Origin of the sequence: Salinisphaera sp. SPP-AMP-43 (genome assembly GCF_049568105.1) — a bacterium.
GTDB lineage: Bacteria > Pseudomonadota > Gammaproteobacteria > Nevskiales > Salinisphaeraceae > Salinisphaera.
In genome coordinates, this window is the sequence record NZ_CP145335.1 from 1,517,088 (window position 1) to 1,530,219 (window position 13,132).

The 13,132-nt window shown below is 63.9% G+C and carries 13 protein-coding genes; 3 read left to right on the forward strand and 10 right to left on the reverse strand.

Annotated elements, in window-relative coordinates; genetic code table 11:
- Positions 1–12: 12 nt before the first annotated feature.
- From V5738_RS06420 to argE, 10 genes are all read right to left on the reverse strand, one after another.
- Positions 13–1,002 carry an aspartate carbamoyltransferase catalytic subunit gene (locus V5738_RS06420; RefSeq protein ID WP_423823597.1) on the reverse strand — a complete coding sequence of 330 codons (990 nt, stop codon included), beginning with the start codon at positions 1,000–1,002 and terminating at the stop codon, positions 13–15.
- Complete coding sequence (locus V5738_RS06425) at positions 999–1,385, reverse strand: ACT domain-containing protein (protein WP_423823598.1); 387 nt, start codon at positions 1,383–1,385, stop codon at positions 999–1,001. Before V5738_RS06425 ends, V5738_RS06420 begins: the two co-directional genes overlap by 4 nt.
- Before the next feature lie 79 nt (positions 1,386–1,464).
- Complete coding sequence (gene pyrR / locus V5738_RS06430; RefSeq protein ID WP_423823599.1) at positions 1,465–1,965, reverse strand: bifunctional pyr operon transcriptional regulator/uracil phosphoribosyltransferase PyrR; 501 nt, start codon at positions 1,963–1,965, stop codon at positions 1,465–1,467.
- Complete coding sequence (ruvX, locus tag V5738_RS06435; protein WP_423823600.1) at positions 1,962–2,420, reverse strand: Holliday junction resolvase RuvX; 459 nt, start codon at positions 2,418–2,420, stop codon at positions 1,962–1,964. Before ruvX ends, pyrR begins: the two co-directional genes overlap by 4 nt.
- The gene (locus V5738_RS06440; RefSeq protein WP_423823601.1) at positions 2,413–2,967 is read right to left on the reverse strand and encodes a YqgE/AlgH family protein; all 555 of its coding nucleotides are present in this window, start codon (positions 2,965–2,967) and stop codon (positions 2,413–2,415) included. The genes ruvX and V5738_RS06440 overlap by 8 nt, the downstream gene beginning before the upstream one ends.
- A gap of 396 nt (positions 2,968–3,363) precedes the next feature.
- The gene (locus V5738_RS06445; RefSeq protein ID WP_423823602.1) at positions 3,364–5,850 is read right to left on the reverse strand and encodes a membrane-bound PQQ-dependent dehydrogenase, glucose/quinate/shikimate family; all 2,487 of its coding nucleotides are present in this window, start codon (positions 5,848–5,850) and stop codon (positions 3,364–3,366) included.
- A gap of 99 nt (positions 5,851–5,949) precedes the next feature.
- Positions 5,950–6,918 carry a glutathione synthase gene (gene gshB, locus V5738_RS06450; protein ID WP_423823603.1) on the reverse strand — a complete coding sequence of 323 codons (969 nt, stop codon included), beginning with the start codon at positions 6,916–6,918 and terminating at the stop codon, positions 5,950–5,952.
- Positions 6,919–7,391: 473 nt separating this feature from the next.
- The gene (locus V5738_RS06455) at positions 7,392–8,138 is read right to left on the reverse strand and encodes a 16S rRNA (uracil(1498)-N(3))-methyltransferase (protein ID WP_423823604.1); all 747 of its coding nucleotides are present in this window, start codon (positions 8,136–8,138) and stop codon (positions 7,392–7,394) included.
- Positions 8,139–8,142: 4 nt separating this feature from the next.
- On the reverse strand, positions 8,143–9,498 hold the full coding sequence (argA, locus tag V5738_RS06460; RefSeq protein WP_423823605.1) for an amino-acid N-acetyltransferase: 1,356 nt from the start codon (positions 9,496–9,498) through the stop codon (positions 8,143–8,145).
- A gap of 49 nt (positions 9,499–9,547) precedes the next feature.
- Positions 9,548–10,711, reverse strand: coding sequence for an acetylornithine deacetylase (argE, locus tag V5738_RS06465; RefSeq protein WP_423823606.1), 1,164 nt, complete (start codon positions 10,709–10,711; stop codon positions 9,548–9,550).
- A 123-nt stretch (positions 10,712–10,834) separates the two neighbouring features.
- Here argE and V5738_RS06470 point away from each other — a divergent pair, with 123 nt between their 5' ends.
- The 3 genes from V5738_RS06470 (at position 10,835) to mrtJ (ending at position 13,067) form a co-directional block, all read left to right on the forward strand.
- Positions 10,835–11,230, forward strand: coding sequence for a hypothetical protein (locus V5738_RS06470; protein WP_423823607.1), 396 nt, complete (start codon positions 10,835–10,837; stop codon positions 11,228–11,230).
- Between the two features lie 146 nt (positions 11,231–11,376).
- Positions 11,377–12,627, forward strand: coding sequence for a JDVT-CTERM domain-containing protein (locus V5738_RS06475; RefSeq protein ID WP_423823608.1), 1,251 nt, complete (start codon positions 11,377–11,379; stop codon positions 12,625–12,627).
- Entirely contained in the window at positions 12,567–13,067 is a 501-nt protein-coding gene (mrtJ, locus tag V5738_RS06480; protein WP_423823609.1) for a JDVT-CTERM system glutamic-type intramembrane protease MrtJ, read from the forward strand. Before V5738_RS06475 ends, mrtJ begins: the two co-directional genes overlap by 61 nt.
- Positions 13,068–13,132: the final 65 nt, after the last annotated feature.

Consider the following 13,132-nt stretch of genomic DNA (forward strand, 5'->3'; position numbering starts at 1 on the left):
GCGGGCGGCTGTTCACGTCTGGGCCAGGGGGGTATTGTCGGCCCGGCCCGAAGCCGGCGCGCCGGCGATCATCGCCATGACGGCCATACGAATCGCAATGCCGTTGCGCACCTGTTCGAGGATTAACGACTGCGCGGAATATGCGACGTCGCCGGTGATTTCTACGCCGCGGTTGATCGGGCCCGGATGCATGATCAAAGCCTGCCGAGAGGCATGGGCGAGATTGGCTGGCGTGAGACCGAAGTCGCGGTGATAGTCTTCGACGTCGGCCAGCGCATCGCCTTCGATGCGCTCGCGCTGAATGCGCAGTCCCATCACGATATCGGCTTGGTCGAGCCCTTCGGCCGTATTTGTGGTCGCCCGTACGCCCAGTGCTTCGGCGTCTTCGGGCAAGAAGCGGCTGGGGCCCACCACACGGATATCGGTGGTGCCCAGCGTGTGTAGCGCGTGAATCGTGGAATGGGCGACCCGGGAATGAGCGACGTCGCCAACGATGGCGACCCGCAGGTTTTCGAAGTCCGGGCGGTGCCGACGGATGGTGAAGACATCCAGCAGCCCCTGGGTCGGATGGGCATGGCTGCCGTCGCCGGCGTTGATGATGGCCACATGCGGGGCAGCATTGGCCGCAAAACGCGCTGCGGCACCGTTGTCGGGATGGCGAACGGCGAAGATATCAGCGCCCATGGCCTGCAGGGTATACAGCGTATCGAGATCGTCTTCGCCCTTGGTGCGCGATGAGGTGGCCACATCCATGTTGATAACATCGGCCGACAGGCGTTTCGCGGCCAGCTCGAATGTGGTGCGCGTCCGGGTCGAATTTTCGAAAAACAGGTTGAATACGGTCTTGCCGCGCAGTAGCGGCACCTTCTTGGGCGGCGAGCCCACCTCGGGTACGAACGATTCTGCCGTATCCAGGATCTGCGTGATCAGGGCACGGGGCAGGCCTTCGGTGGTCAGCAAATGACGGAGCTGGCCATCGGCATCGAGCTGGATATCGGTCATGCGGGATCGGAGTGTGGCGTAGACGAATAGGTGCGCTGCAGATCGTTGAGTAGCGCCAGGGCTTGTTCGGATCGCTCGATCGGCACGAATAGATGATCGTGGTGGAAACCGGCGAGTACGTTGCAGGCAATGCCGGCCGTCGCCAGCGTATCCGATATCGCTGCAGTTAAGCCGATATCGGCCAATGCGGAATTCACCTCGAGCGTGATCGCGGCATAGCAGGGGGTGTTGGCATCGTCAGGCTGCGCTGTGCTGCGGCGCTGGCTGATCAGTGTCCAGCCTTCGGTTTCCCGAATGAGTGCGATGTGTTCCGCCGGCTCAATGCCGTCCAGGCTTGCAACCGAGGAAAAGACATATTCGCCCGGCCAGCGACGAGGGTTCAATCGGGCAAGCAGGGCGGCCGGTGGGCATGCTGAGCGTTGGGCCAGACTGTCCGTCGCATGTGAGGCGTTTCCCATCGGGCTAGCACATCGTCAGCCGCAGCGGCTCGGGGCCGGTCAGCTTGATCTGCCGTTCGCGATCCAGATCGAGCTTGAGGCCGACTGCATCCGGTGCAAACGGCAGCTCGCGCGCGCCCCGGTCGACCAGTACGGCCAGTTTGACCGCCGACGGTCGGCCATAGTCGAACAGTTCGTTGAGGGCGGCGCGTACCGTGCGCCCGGTATAGAGCACGTCGTCCACCAGAATAACGGTCTTGCCGTCGATATCGGCCGGGATATGCGAGGGGCCGACGCTCGGATGTAGCCCGACCATCGAAAAATCGTCGCGGTAGAAACTGATGTTGATCGAACACAGGGGGCTGGCGAGTTCGAAATGCGCATGCAGGCGTTCACCCAGCCAGGCGCCGCCAGTTTCGACGCCAACGACCACGACGTCGGGGTTTTCGGCGATCAACGGCTCGACCTGAGCAGTAAGGGCAGCCAGCGCGGCATCGACATCGAAACTTTCAGTGACATCGCTCATGTGGTGTCCTTCTCTGCAGAATTCAGATGGCCGAGCAGCCAACTTTCTAAAATGGTCTGCGCCGCCATGGCATCGACATCGCCCTTGGCCAGTCGACGGCCACGGCTGCCGGAGGCACGCGCCTCTTTCAAGCGCTCGCCGGCTTCGATCGTCGAGTATCGCTCATCGACCGTGTGCGTGGACAGGCGATAACGCCCCCATAATTCCTGGGCGAAATTGCGTGCTCGATTGGTCATCTTCTGGGTCGCGCCATCGGCGTTTAATGGCAGACCGACGATCAGTGTACCTGGGCGCCATTCTGCGACCAGCTTATCCAGCGCATCCCAATCGGGAACGCCGTCGTGATGTTCGAGCGCGATCAGCGGCTGGGCGGTCGCGGTAATGCTGCTGCCCACTGCGATACCGACGCGGCGCTTGCCGTAGTCGAACCCCAGAACGACGGCAGCATCAGGCATGACCGGCCAGGCCGGACAGCTGGTGCGCGGATACGCCCAGCAGGTTGGCAGCATCGGCCCAGCGGCGCTCGACCGACGATTCGAACAGAATAGACTGCTCGGCCGGGGTCGTCAGCCAGCTGTTGGCCAGCATTTCCTGTTCGATCTGGCCTTCGCCCCAGCCGGCATAGCCGAGAGTGATCAGATAGTGACTGGGGCCGAAGCCATTGCCGATCGCTTCCAGGATATCCCGCGAAGTGGTAATCGCGAGCCCGCCTTCGATATGTAGCGTCGATTCCCAGTCGCCTTCGTCGCGGTGCAGCACGAAGCCACGTTCGGACTGCACCGGGCCGCCCCAGTACACCGGCACGCTGCCATCGACATGCGCTTCGATGTCGAGCTGCGACAGCATGTCGGCGACCGAAAGGTCGCTGGGTTTGTTGATCACGAGCCCCATGGCCCCGTCGGCGTTGTGTTCAGCGATAAAAATCACGCTATCGGCGAATTCGCCTTCGACACGGCCCGGCATGGCCAGGAGGAGTTGGTTTTTGAATGACGTTGCGTCCATAACCTGAATTATCGGCCGAGCATGGGGGCGGCGGCAAATATAAAATATAGCTGTCTCGGGGCCGACTGCGGTTGCGCCCGCGGCCAGCGTAGTCGCACGCCAAGCCCGCGCCGAGTGCAATGGCACAGCATGGCCGAGCGGTTCGCACTCAACCTTGCCTTGCCTTTGAGTCGATTCGTCCTAGAGCGGCGTTCTGCGGCAGTGTGAGTCTGGGGCGCGACCGACTGCGACACAGCCAAGCGCATTGCGCGGGCCGGATCGCTGGCTGGCGACGGATCTTCGCAGCGAACCGGACCCAGGCAACGCCGCTCGATAAAAAGCCGGGCTGCAGTTGGCGACCGCGAACCCGGCTGTGACGATCAAACCGGGCAGGGCAGAGCCCCGCCCAGGTGGAGGTCAGTGTTGACCGGCTTGATCCGCTGCCGACTGCGGCAATGCCCAGGCGATCGTATAGTCACCGCGCTTGGTGCCGAGCGGCGAATGCCCGCCGACCGTCAGCACGATATATTCGCGCCCGTCATCGCCGCTATAGATCGCCGGCGTGGCCTGTGCGCCTGCTGGTAGCTCGGTCGACCAGACCACCTGGCCGGTGTCCGTGTCGTAGGCACGCAGCACATCGTCGGCGGTGCCGGCGATGAAGGTCACGCCGCCGGCGGTCTGAACGCCAGAACCCAGCGATGGTGAGCTCGACGGCAGCGGCAGGTTGTGCTTGAGGCCGAACGGCGCCGTATGGCGTGCATCGCCGAGCAGGGTCGACCACTCGATCTTGTGCTGGGCCAGGTTGACCTGGTTGAGCGTGGCCCACGGCGGGGCATTACACGGCACTTCGATCGGGCTCATGAACGGATGCAGTTTGATGGCATAGGGCAGACCGTACTGCGGTTTCCAAGGTCCGGTGCCTTTCCAGAGCGGCGGTACACCCTGGCCATCCCATTGCTGGATCAGCCCCTTGCCGGTGGATTCCTTGCGGGGCACCAGTTTGCCGATGAACGGCAGGTAGTTGGCCACGATATTGAGTTGGCCATCCGGCGAGAACGAGGCCCCGTACCAGTCGGTCACGCCGTCGAAGGTCGGATACATCAGCGTACCCTGGAGCGTCGGCGGCGCATTGTTGTCCGGATAGTAGGCCTGCTGATACTTGGCTCGGCACCACATCTGGTCGAATGGCGAGACGCCCCACATGTCCGTGGCCTGGAGTTTGGCCGGCGTGAACTGCGGCATATCGGGCGAAAACGGCTGGGTTTTCGACATCCAATCGCTGAGCACGCCGTTTTCGGGGCCGGTGGGCACGGGCTGTTCTTCGATCGGCATGATCGGCTCGCCGGTCAGCCGGTTGAGCACGAACAGCTGGCCGCGCTTGTTGGTGGACACCAGTGCCGGCGTGTAACCATTGTGGCCATTAGGCCACTGCACCAGCGACGGCCCGATTGGCATATCGTAGTCCCAGACGTCGGTATGCGCTTCTTGGAAGTGCCATACCTCTTGGCCGTTGTCGACGTTGAGCGCCACGATCGAGCCCGAGTATTCCATATCGAACGGGCGTCGATTTTTGCCGTAGTAGTCCGGCGTGGCGTTGCCGAGCGGCAGATAGATGATGCCGTTTTTCGGATCGCCGGTGACCGTGCCCCAGACGTTCGGGGTATGGCGAGTGTAGTGTTCGCCGGGCCCCAGCGGCGCATTCGGATCATCGCGACCCAGATCCCAGGACCATTCGAGCTGGCCGGTTTCGGCATCCCAACCACGTACCACGCCGGAGGGCTCGCCAACAAACCAGTTGTCGAGCACGTTGCCGCCGGTGATGACGATGCCGTGCATCACCAGTGGGGCCGAGGTTTGTACCAAGCTGCCGGGGGCGACGCCGCCGATGCCCTGGGTCAGGTCGATCATGCCGTTGTGCTGGCCGAAGCCCGGACATTTTTTGCCGGTACGGGCATCGAGCGCGACCACATACGGGCCCATAGTCGGGGCGATGATGCGGGTCTGACAGGCCTGGCTGCCGTCGGCCGCGGTATAGTCCGGCCCAGCCTTGTAGTAGGACACGCCGCGGCAGTTCACGAAGTTGTTGTTCGAAGCGTCGACGTTCGGCTTGAACTTCCATTTCTGCTTGCCGGTATCGGCGTCGAGCGCCACCACCCAGGCATTGGGTGTACAGGTATAGACCGTGCTGCCAATTTTCAGCGGCGTGGATTCGGCGCCGAAATGGGGTGCATCGGAACCATGCAGCTCGGCATCCTTGTTCTTGTCGCCGGCGCCGCTATACGCGTATTTCATATCGCCGCTTTGATACGACCAGGCTTGCTTCAGCTTGCCGACGTTATCCGGTGTGATCTGATCGAGTGGCGAATAACGGCTGCCTTCAGCGGTACGGCCATAGAATTGCCAGTCGCCAGCCGGCTGGTCGGAGGCCGGTAGTTTGACGTTCGGTCCGCTATCGGCGACTTCGCCGTTGGGATGCTGTACCCAAGGCATGGATATCATCACTGCGATGGCGACCACGATCAGCGCAAGCGATGCGGTGCCGGCGGTCAATGCCGGCACTGCGGCCGATCCCAGGCCGCGCCAGACCCAGGGGATCATCAACACGAGGGCGATCAGCATCGGCACATCGAGCCGTGGCAGGGCCGTCAGCGTAGTGAGCTGGGAAAAGCCGGTTTCCCAGAAGGCCCAGATCAAGGCGGCTGCGAACAACCCGAGGTTCAGCCAGAATCCGGCCGCGCGGCGTGCAATTAGCAGTCCGCCAATGACGAGATAGCCCAGGCCGCCAATCAGATAGGCCGGCGAGCCGCCGACCCAGGCGAGCCAGCCGCCTTCGATGGCCAATAACAAACCCAGTACGGCCGTAAAAACGCCGGCCGCGACGGTCAGACGATGAGATCGCTGCATGAAAGGCACCCCCGTACCCAATATGGCTGCAAGTTGCATCCATATTTAGCACGGGGCAAAGGAGGGCGCAGTCCGTGGTATTACCCGTTACCCTGGCTTTCAGGAGATAGGCGTCGGATTTTGAAGCCGTTTCTCGATTGCATCGAAGAGCTTGGCACAGATGTTGATATCGAACTGGGCTTCCAGCTCGCGCACACAGGTCGGGCTGGTGACGTTGATTTCGGTGAGATTTTCGCCGATCACGTCGAGGCCCACGAACAGCAACCCCTTATCGCGTACGTAAGGGCCGATTTCGCCTGCAATACGCAGGTCGGACTCCGTCAGCTCGCGCCCGACCCCGCGGCCACCAGCTGCGAGATTGCCACGTAATTCACCGGCCGCCGGCATCCGGGCTAGGGCATAGCCGACCGGCTCGCCGTCGACCAGCAGAATACGCTTGTCGCCGTTCTTGATCTCGGGCAAATAGGCCTGGGCCATCGCGAACTGGGTGCCGTGTTCGGTGAGCACTTCCAGGATCACGCTGGTGTTGTCGTTGCCTTCGGTCACGCGGAAGATACGCGAGCCGCCCATGCCGTCGAGTGGCTTGAGCACGACGTCCCGATGCTCGGCGATGAAGCGCCGAAAGGCATCGGCCCGGCGGGCCACCAGCGTCGGCCCGCAAAGATGAGCAAAGCGGTTGATCGCCATCTTTTCGTTGACATCGCGCAGGGCATCGCAGCGGTTGACCACCAGTGTGCCTTCGTCCTCGGCCAACTCGAGGATATAGGTGGCGTAGATGTATTCCGTGTCGAACGGCGGATCCTTGCGCATCAGGATCGTATCCAGATCGGCCAGGCGCAGCACCTGGGATTCGCCGGTATAGGTGAACCAATCGTCGTTGTCGTCGGCGACCTCGATCGTGCGTGCATGCCCGTAGCCGATGCCGTCGGCCACGAACAGATCGGTCATCGTGAAATAGTGGATCGTATAGCCACGCCGCTGGGCTTCGAGCAGCAGAGCCAGGGTCGTGTCCTTATAGGGAGTGATGTCCTCGATCGGGTCCATCACCACACCGAGCGAATACGCCATTGCGAAAAATCCTTTGGCGGTCTGACCCGCCGACAGTGTTCTATGCTGCGCATGGTAGCGCAGCCGGCGGGCTACTCTCTGCCGATTCTACGATCGATGCGCCTGCGATCGGTTCGCGGTGCTCGGCCTGTGCCACCTGTGTAGGTATACCGATGGGCGCCGATGAGAGCATGGCCGCTCGGGCGTGTTAAGGCTCGCCAAAGCGCCGGCATCGTCGGAAGTCGGCGAGCCGAGCGAGTCCGGTTAAACCAGCCGTGGGCACCGGCGCCGATCTACGGATAGCGTGGTGCCAACGACGAGCGGATCGCGACCGGCGCGCCCCGTTGGCGGCTGCCCGCCGTGGCCAAGAGTTGGGCGCCACCTTGTAACAGGCCATCGAATCCTTCGCGCTTGCCCGGTTCTTAGCCGGCACAGCGAGCCCGGCAATATCGGCCCGGAGAGGCGTGCGTCGGTGGATTCGCTCGTCGAAGAATTCAGCCCGCCAGGTCGCCCCAGACCGTCTGCAGGGCGGCCAGTGCGGCCATGCCGGCGGTCTCGGTCCGCAGTACGCGTGGGCCAAGCGCCAGTGCCTGCCAGCCGGCTGCTGCGGCGGTCTCGATTTCGTCGTTCGACAGCCCGGATTCCGGGCCGATCAATAGCGCGACCTCGTGCGCGGGTGCCAGCGTCGACAGGCCGCCGGCGGCTTCTGGGGCCAGCATCAGATAGCGATCGGCTGCCGGCGGGGCGGCAATGATCGACCGCAGCTCGGCCGCCTCGGTCAGCGCCGGGCAGCTCAGGCGCCCGCTCTGCTCAGCAGCCGACTCGACCACGCGCTGCCAGTGGGCCTGCTTCTTGGCGAGCCGTGCGCCGTCGAGCTTGACCTGACCCCGCTCGGTGAATACCGGCTGGATCGCGGTCACGCCCAGTTCGACGGCCTTGGCCAGGGCGAAGTCCATACGATCGCCGCGCGCGATCGCCTGCACCAGCGTGACCGCCAGCGGCGATTCTCCGGCCGGCGTTGTCCGGCGATCGATCCGGGCGATCGCCTGTTTGCGGTCACTGGCGATCAAGGTGGCGTCATATTCGGCGCCGTCGCCGTTGAACAGCCGTAGTTCGGCGCCGGCAGCCAGCCGCAGCACCGTGCTCAGATGATGGCGTTTATCGTCGGGCAGGGCGATCTCGTCGCCCACCGCCAAGGCGGCGGCCAGATGAACGCGCGGAATATGTCGCGTGCGAGCCATGGTTTTAGTTCGGTTCGAGCGGTTTGATCAGTACCGCCGAATTGCGCTGGTAGTTGTACATCGCCTGCTTGGCCAGCGGCAGGACGGTGATGCTAGAAGGCTGAAAACCGTGCTCAACGAACCAGTGCGGGGCCTTGGTGGTCAGCACGAACAGGCGGGTCAGGCCGGCCGCCCGGGCGCGGCGTTCGACTTCGGCCAGCAAGATGGCGGCCCGGTTGCCGCCGCGATAGTTCGGATGTACGGCTACGCAGGCCAGCTCGCCAATCGCCTCCTCAGCATAGGGCATCAGCGCACAGCAGGCCGTGATTAGGCCATCGCGGGCCATGACCACATAGCGTTCGATGTCGAGTTCGATGGCCTCGCGCGAGCGCGGTACCAGCAGCCCGGCCGCAGCCAGCGGTTCGATCAGCGCCAGCACGCCGCCGAGGTCTTCGGGGGTGGCCGTGCGCACGGCATCGTAGGTATCGGCGGCGACCATGGTGCCCAGGCCATCGCGGGAATACAGCTCGCGCAGCAGTGCGCCGTCGGTATCGAAACTGACCAGATGGCTGCGCTCGACCCCACCGAGACAAGCCTGGATCGCGGCCGCCAGGCGTGCCCGATCGGCCGTGGCCAGCGGCGCATCGGCGGCCTCCAGCATCGCTCGGGCAGCCTCCACGGTCAGCCCGGGGGACGATTCGGCAAACCGGGCGTGCATGGCCTCGCCCGGATGTACGAGCACGAATTTGTCGGCGCCCAGGGCCCGGGCCGTGGCGCCGGCCACGTCTTCGGCTACCAGGTTGAAGATTTCGCCGGACGGCGAATAACCGATACAGGACAGCAGCACGATATGGCCACGGGCCAGATGCGCATCGATGCTGGCGGTATCGATGCGTCGGACTTCGCCGGTATGCCCGTGATCCACGCCGCCGGCCACGCCGACTGGTTTGGCGGTCACCAGATTGCCGCTGACCGTCGCGATCCGAGCCCCGCCCATCGGTGTACTCGCCAAACTGGTCGACAAATGGGCTTCGAAGGCCATTTGTAGGCTGCCCACAGCCTGGCGTGCGCAGTTCAGCGCGGCGGCATCGGTCACCCGCACGCCGTCGATGAAGCGCGGCGCCAGCCCGGCCTCGGCGAGTGCGGCATCGATCTGGGGCCGGGCGCCGAACACGATCACCAGTCGTACCCCAAGACTGTGCAGCAGCGCGATGTCGTAGATCAGATCGACGAAACGCGGCGAGGCCGCGGCCTCGCCGGGCAGATGAATCACGAACGTCCGGCCGCGATGGGCATGCACATAGGGCGCCGAGGCCCGCAGTGCCGCGACCAGCGCGGTCTGATCGATCGGTTGAGAATGGTTGTCGGACCCCGATTGCATCGCGGTATTAGAGCAAAAAACCGCCGGGGCCGGCGACCGGCGTTATCGTTCAGCCCGGCCGGCAGAACCGTTCGACCAAACCGCGCAGGATCGTCTGCATCGGTGCGATGCGCTCCAGGGCCAAGTATTCGTTGGGCTGGTGGGCATCGGCGATATCGCCCGGGCCGAGAATGATGCTGTCCATGCCGAGTGCGTTGTAGAACGCACCTTCGGTGCCGAAATCGACCGCGGCAGCCGGTTGCCCGGTGAGTTGTTCGCAGGCGGTGACGATTGGCGATTCGGCGGCGGTTTCGAAAGCCGGCGTACCGGCGAATAGTGCCGAAAAACGCACGTCGCAGTCGCTGTCGGCCAAAGCATGACGTACGCGCTGGCGCAGTTCGTCGCGCAGTGCCTCGATCGAGTCGCCGGGTAGAAAACGGGTATCGATATCCAGCCGACAGTGCGCCGGAATGCGATTGGCCGCATCACCGCCGCGGATCGTGCCCAGATTGAGCGTGGCATGCGGAACCGGGAACCCCGAGGCCGTTTGGCGCGTGGCGAGCTCGTCACGGAATGTGCGAATCGCGGCGATCGCCCGGTGCATGGCTTCGATCGCGTTGGCGCCCAGCGCCGGATTGCTGGAATGCCCCGAGGCGCCGACGGTTTCGATGGTTTCCATCAAAATCCCTTTGTGGCGGCGAATCGGGACCAGCGAGGTCGGCTCGCCGATCACGCAGTAGCGGCCTGGCGCAGCGCCGGCCTCTAGCAGCGCGCGAGCGCCGTCCATGCCGCATTCTTCGTCGGCCGAGACAAGCAGCGACAACGGCGCATCCAGACGCTGATCGGCATATTCCGCGGCCACGCCGGCCGCGATTGCCAGAAAACCTTTCATATCGGTGCTGCCGAGGCCGTACAGACGCTCGTCGCGCTCCACCAGCTCGAACGGATCCGAGGCCCAACCCTCGGCATCGAAAGGCACGGTATCGACATGGCCGGCGAACACCAGGCCAGCCTCGGCCGCGGACTCTGCGGGGCCGATCTGTGCCAGTAGGTTGACCTTGTCCGAACGGTTCGCGAGCGGCTGGATGTCGCAGCTGAAGCCGGCATGCTCGAGCCGATCGGCGAGTCCTTCCACGGCCGTGCGGTTGCCATGGTCCAGCGCCGGATCGTCGCTGCTGATGGTGCGTTCGGCCACCAAGGCGGCCATCGTGTCTCGCCAATCCAATCGTGCCATGCGGGCGTCGTCGCAGCTGCTAGCGTTTGATGCGATCATATCCTGCCTGAGTCGCGCTGCCGACACGAACCCAGCGCGGGTCAGTCGATGAACAATCCGATCGTCCGAGAACGAGGTTGGACCATGACGACAGTTCGAATTCTGATTGCCGCTGCCACGACAGCTGTTTTGTGCAACGTGGCCGGTTGTGCATCGGCCGCCGGCGACAAAAGTGCGCACCAGACGGTCTATCTCGATCCGGAGACCGGCGACGTGATTCAGCATCCGGCCGAACAGGGGCCGAGTGCCCAGTCCAAGCAGCAGATCGGCCAAAACGCGGGCCAGACTTCCAAGAAGTCCGGCTACACGCGCTGGCAGACTGAGGACGGCACCCGGATGTTATCGGTCGATCCGAACAAAGCACCCAAGGAGCGGGTCGTGCGCTGTGACGACGGCAGTCTGCGCATGGGCGGCTCGGCCGAGCACGCCAGTCAAGATTCGAAGGCATCGGCCGATCCTTGCCAGAAGACGCTGCGTTGAATGCTATGGCGACGGCGCGTCCGGGCTGTTCCGCGCCGTCGTGTTTCGCTCGCATGCGGTGACAAAGCCACGAACGCGTGACGTAACAACGAACGATTGGGATAGGCGCCATACCGAGTCGCACACCGGGCGCTGGTGGGGAAGTTATGGGGAAGATGAAAACCTGGGGGGGCGCATTCGCGCTGTGCCTGATCTGCACAAGCGCGCAGGCGGCGACCGTCGAACTCGAAAATCAGGATAGGGGCACCGGGCAAGGCTTCGATGACGACCAATCCGTCGCGCCACTAGCCAGCAACGAGGCAACCACGCTGGGCGAACAGCGTTTGGCGGCGTTCCAGTATGCTGCCGAGATCGTGGCCAGCCGGATTGCCAGCAATGTGCCGGTTCGTATTCAGGTCAGCTTCGCCGGGAATATCAACCGTGAAAACCTGCTTGCCTGCGAGCGCAACTCGGCCACGCTCGGCCAGGGCGGCACGACCGAGTACGCGGTCAATTTCTCCGGTGCGCCGCAGGCCGATGTCGCCTATCCGCTACCGCTGGCCAACGCCTTGGCAGGGCAGCGTCTGGCCGATCGGGCCGGCATCGCATTGGCGTTCAACCCAAGGTTGGATACCGCCAGCGAGAACTGTCTACAGGGGACGACCTGGTACTACGGGCTCGACGGCGAACCTGGCGATCACCAGCTCGACTTCGTGGCCACGGCAGTCCATGAGCTTTTGCACGGGCTCGGCTTTCAGACCCTAGTGGCGCTCAGCGACGACGGCGATACCGAAATCGGCCAATTCCCCCGATTCACGGACGATGCCAATACCCGCTTTCCCGATATCTTTAGTACGTATATCCAGTATCTGGGCTTGCCGGGGCAGCCGTACTGGCCGTCGATGACAGCCGCCCAGCGTGCCGAGTCGATGAGCGACGGCCCCGATCTGGTCTGGGGCAGCAGCAGCACCAACTCGGCGGCCGGCGGCTATCTCACCACCGGGCTGACTCAGGGCCGCGTCCAGCTCTATGCGCCGCCCACCATCGACGCCGGCAGCTCGGTATCGCATTGGGCGATGACGCTATCGCCGGCCCAGATCATGGCGCCCCGCGAAAATCCGGATGCGGGGGTGTTGCACGGCCTTGGGCTGTCGATTTGTGCGCTCGAGGATCTCGGCTGGCAATTGACCAACGGTGCCCGCTGTCCGGATATCGATAGTGCGCCGATCGCTGGCGATCCGGACTCCGAGATCACCAGTGAAGCCGATTCGAGCAGCGCCGGTGCCGACGACGATGATGGCGGCGGCGGTGGGGGCGGCGGTTGCACCCTCAACCCGAATGCGGCCTTCGATCCGTTGTGGCTGCTCATGCTGAGCCTGGCCGGCGGAGTACTGCTCTGGCGTCGTCGCTCGGCCTGACAACAGTCGATGCGGCGGCTTCGCCGCCGCCCTGGTGGGTCTGGGCCGGCGCGCTGCTTGCGGCGGCAGCGGCGCCGTTTGTCCTGACTGTGCTCGGTGCGGCCGACTGGCGCCGGCAGCCGCCTGCGCCAGCGAGCCTGTTCTGGTTTGTGTTACTGGGGCCGTTGGTCGAGGAGATCCTGTTCCGCGGTGGGCTACAGGAATGGCTGCTGCGCCGGCGCATGCCGGCGCTCGGACCCTGGAGTCTGGCCAACGCGCTGGCGAGTGCGGCGTTCGTTGTACTGCACGGCTTCAGCCACCCGCCAATCTGGGCGCTGGCAACGCTGTTGCCAGCACTGGTTATCGGCTGGTTCTACGAACGCGGCCGGGCACTCTGGCGGCCGGTACTGCTGCATATGATCTATAACGCGGTTTTCTTCGGTGCGCTGACGAGTTCGTGAATCGACGAGTTTGCTAACATGCCGAACCGAGCCGCCGTTGCCGACAACCCTGTGTGCAATGGTGG

What these genes read in the sequence shown, in the direction of transcription:
- pyrR (WP_423823599.1), bottom strand. Translation starts at nt 1,965, where the DNA reads ATGAGCGATGTCACTGAAAGTTTCGATGTCGATGCCGCGCTGGCTGCC.
- argA (WP_423823605.1), bottom strand. Translation starts at nt 9,498, where the DNA reads ATGCAATCGGGGTCCGACAACCATTCTCAACCGATCGATCAGACCGCG.
- V5738_RS06475 (WP_423823608.1), top strand. Translation starts at nt 11,377, where the DNA reads ATGGGGAAGATGAAAACCTGGGGGGGCGCATTCGCGCTGTGCCTGATC.
- ruvX (WP_423823600.1), bottom strand. Translation starts at nt 2,420, where the DNA reads ATGCCTGATGCTGCCGTCGTTCTGGGGTTCGACTACGGCAAGCGCCGC.
- V5738_RS06455 (WP_423823604.1), bottom strand. Translation starts at nt 8,138, where the DNA reads ATGGCTCGCACGCGACATATTCCGCGCGTTCATCTGGCCGCCGCCTTG.
- argE (WP_423823606.1), bottom strand. Translation starts at nt 10,711, where the DNA reads ATGGCACGATTGGATTGGCGAGACACGATGGCCGCCTTGGTGGCCGAA.
- V5738_RS06440 (WP_423823601.1), bottom strand. Translation starts at nt 2,967, where the DNA reads ATGGACGCAACGTCATTCAAAAACCAACTCCTCCTGGCCATGCCGGGC.
- V5738_RS06420 (WP_423823597.1), bottom strand. Translation starts at nt 1,002, where the DNA reads ATGACCGATATCCAGCTCGATGCCGATGGCCAGCTCCGTCATTTGCTG.
- V5738_RS06470 (WP_423823607.1), top strand. Translation starts at nt 10,835, where the DNA reads ATGACGACAGTTCGAATTCTGATTGCCGCTGCCACGACAGCTGTTTTG.
- V5738_RS06445 (WP_423823602.1), bottom strand. Translation starts at nt 5,850, where the DNA reads ATGCAGCGATCTCATCGTCTGACCGTCGCGGCCGGCGTTTTTACGGCC.
- gshB (WP_423823603.1), bottom strand. Translation starts at nt 6,918, where the DNA reads ATGGCGTATTCGCTCGGTGTGGTGATGGACCCGATCGAGGACATCACT.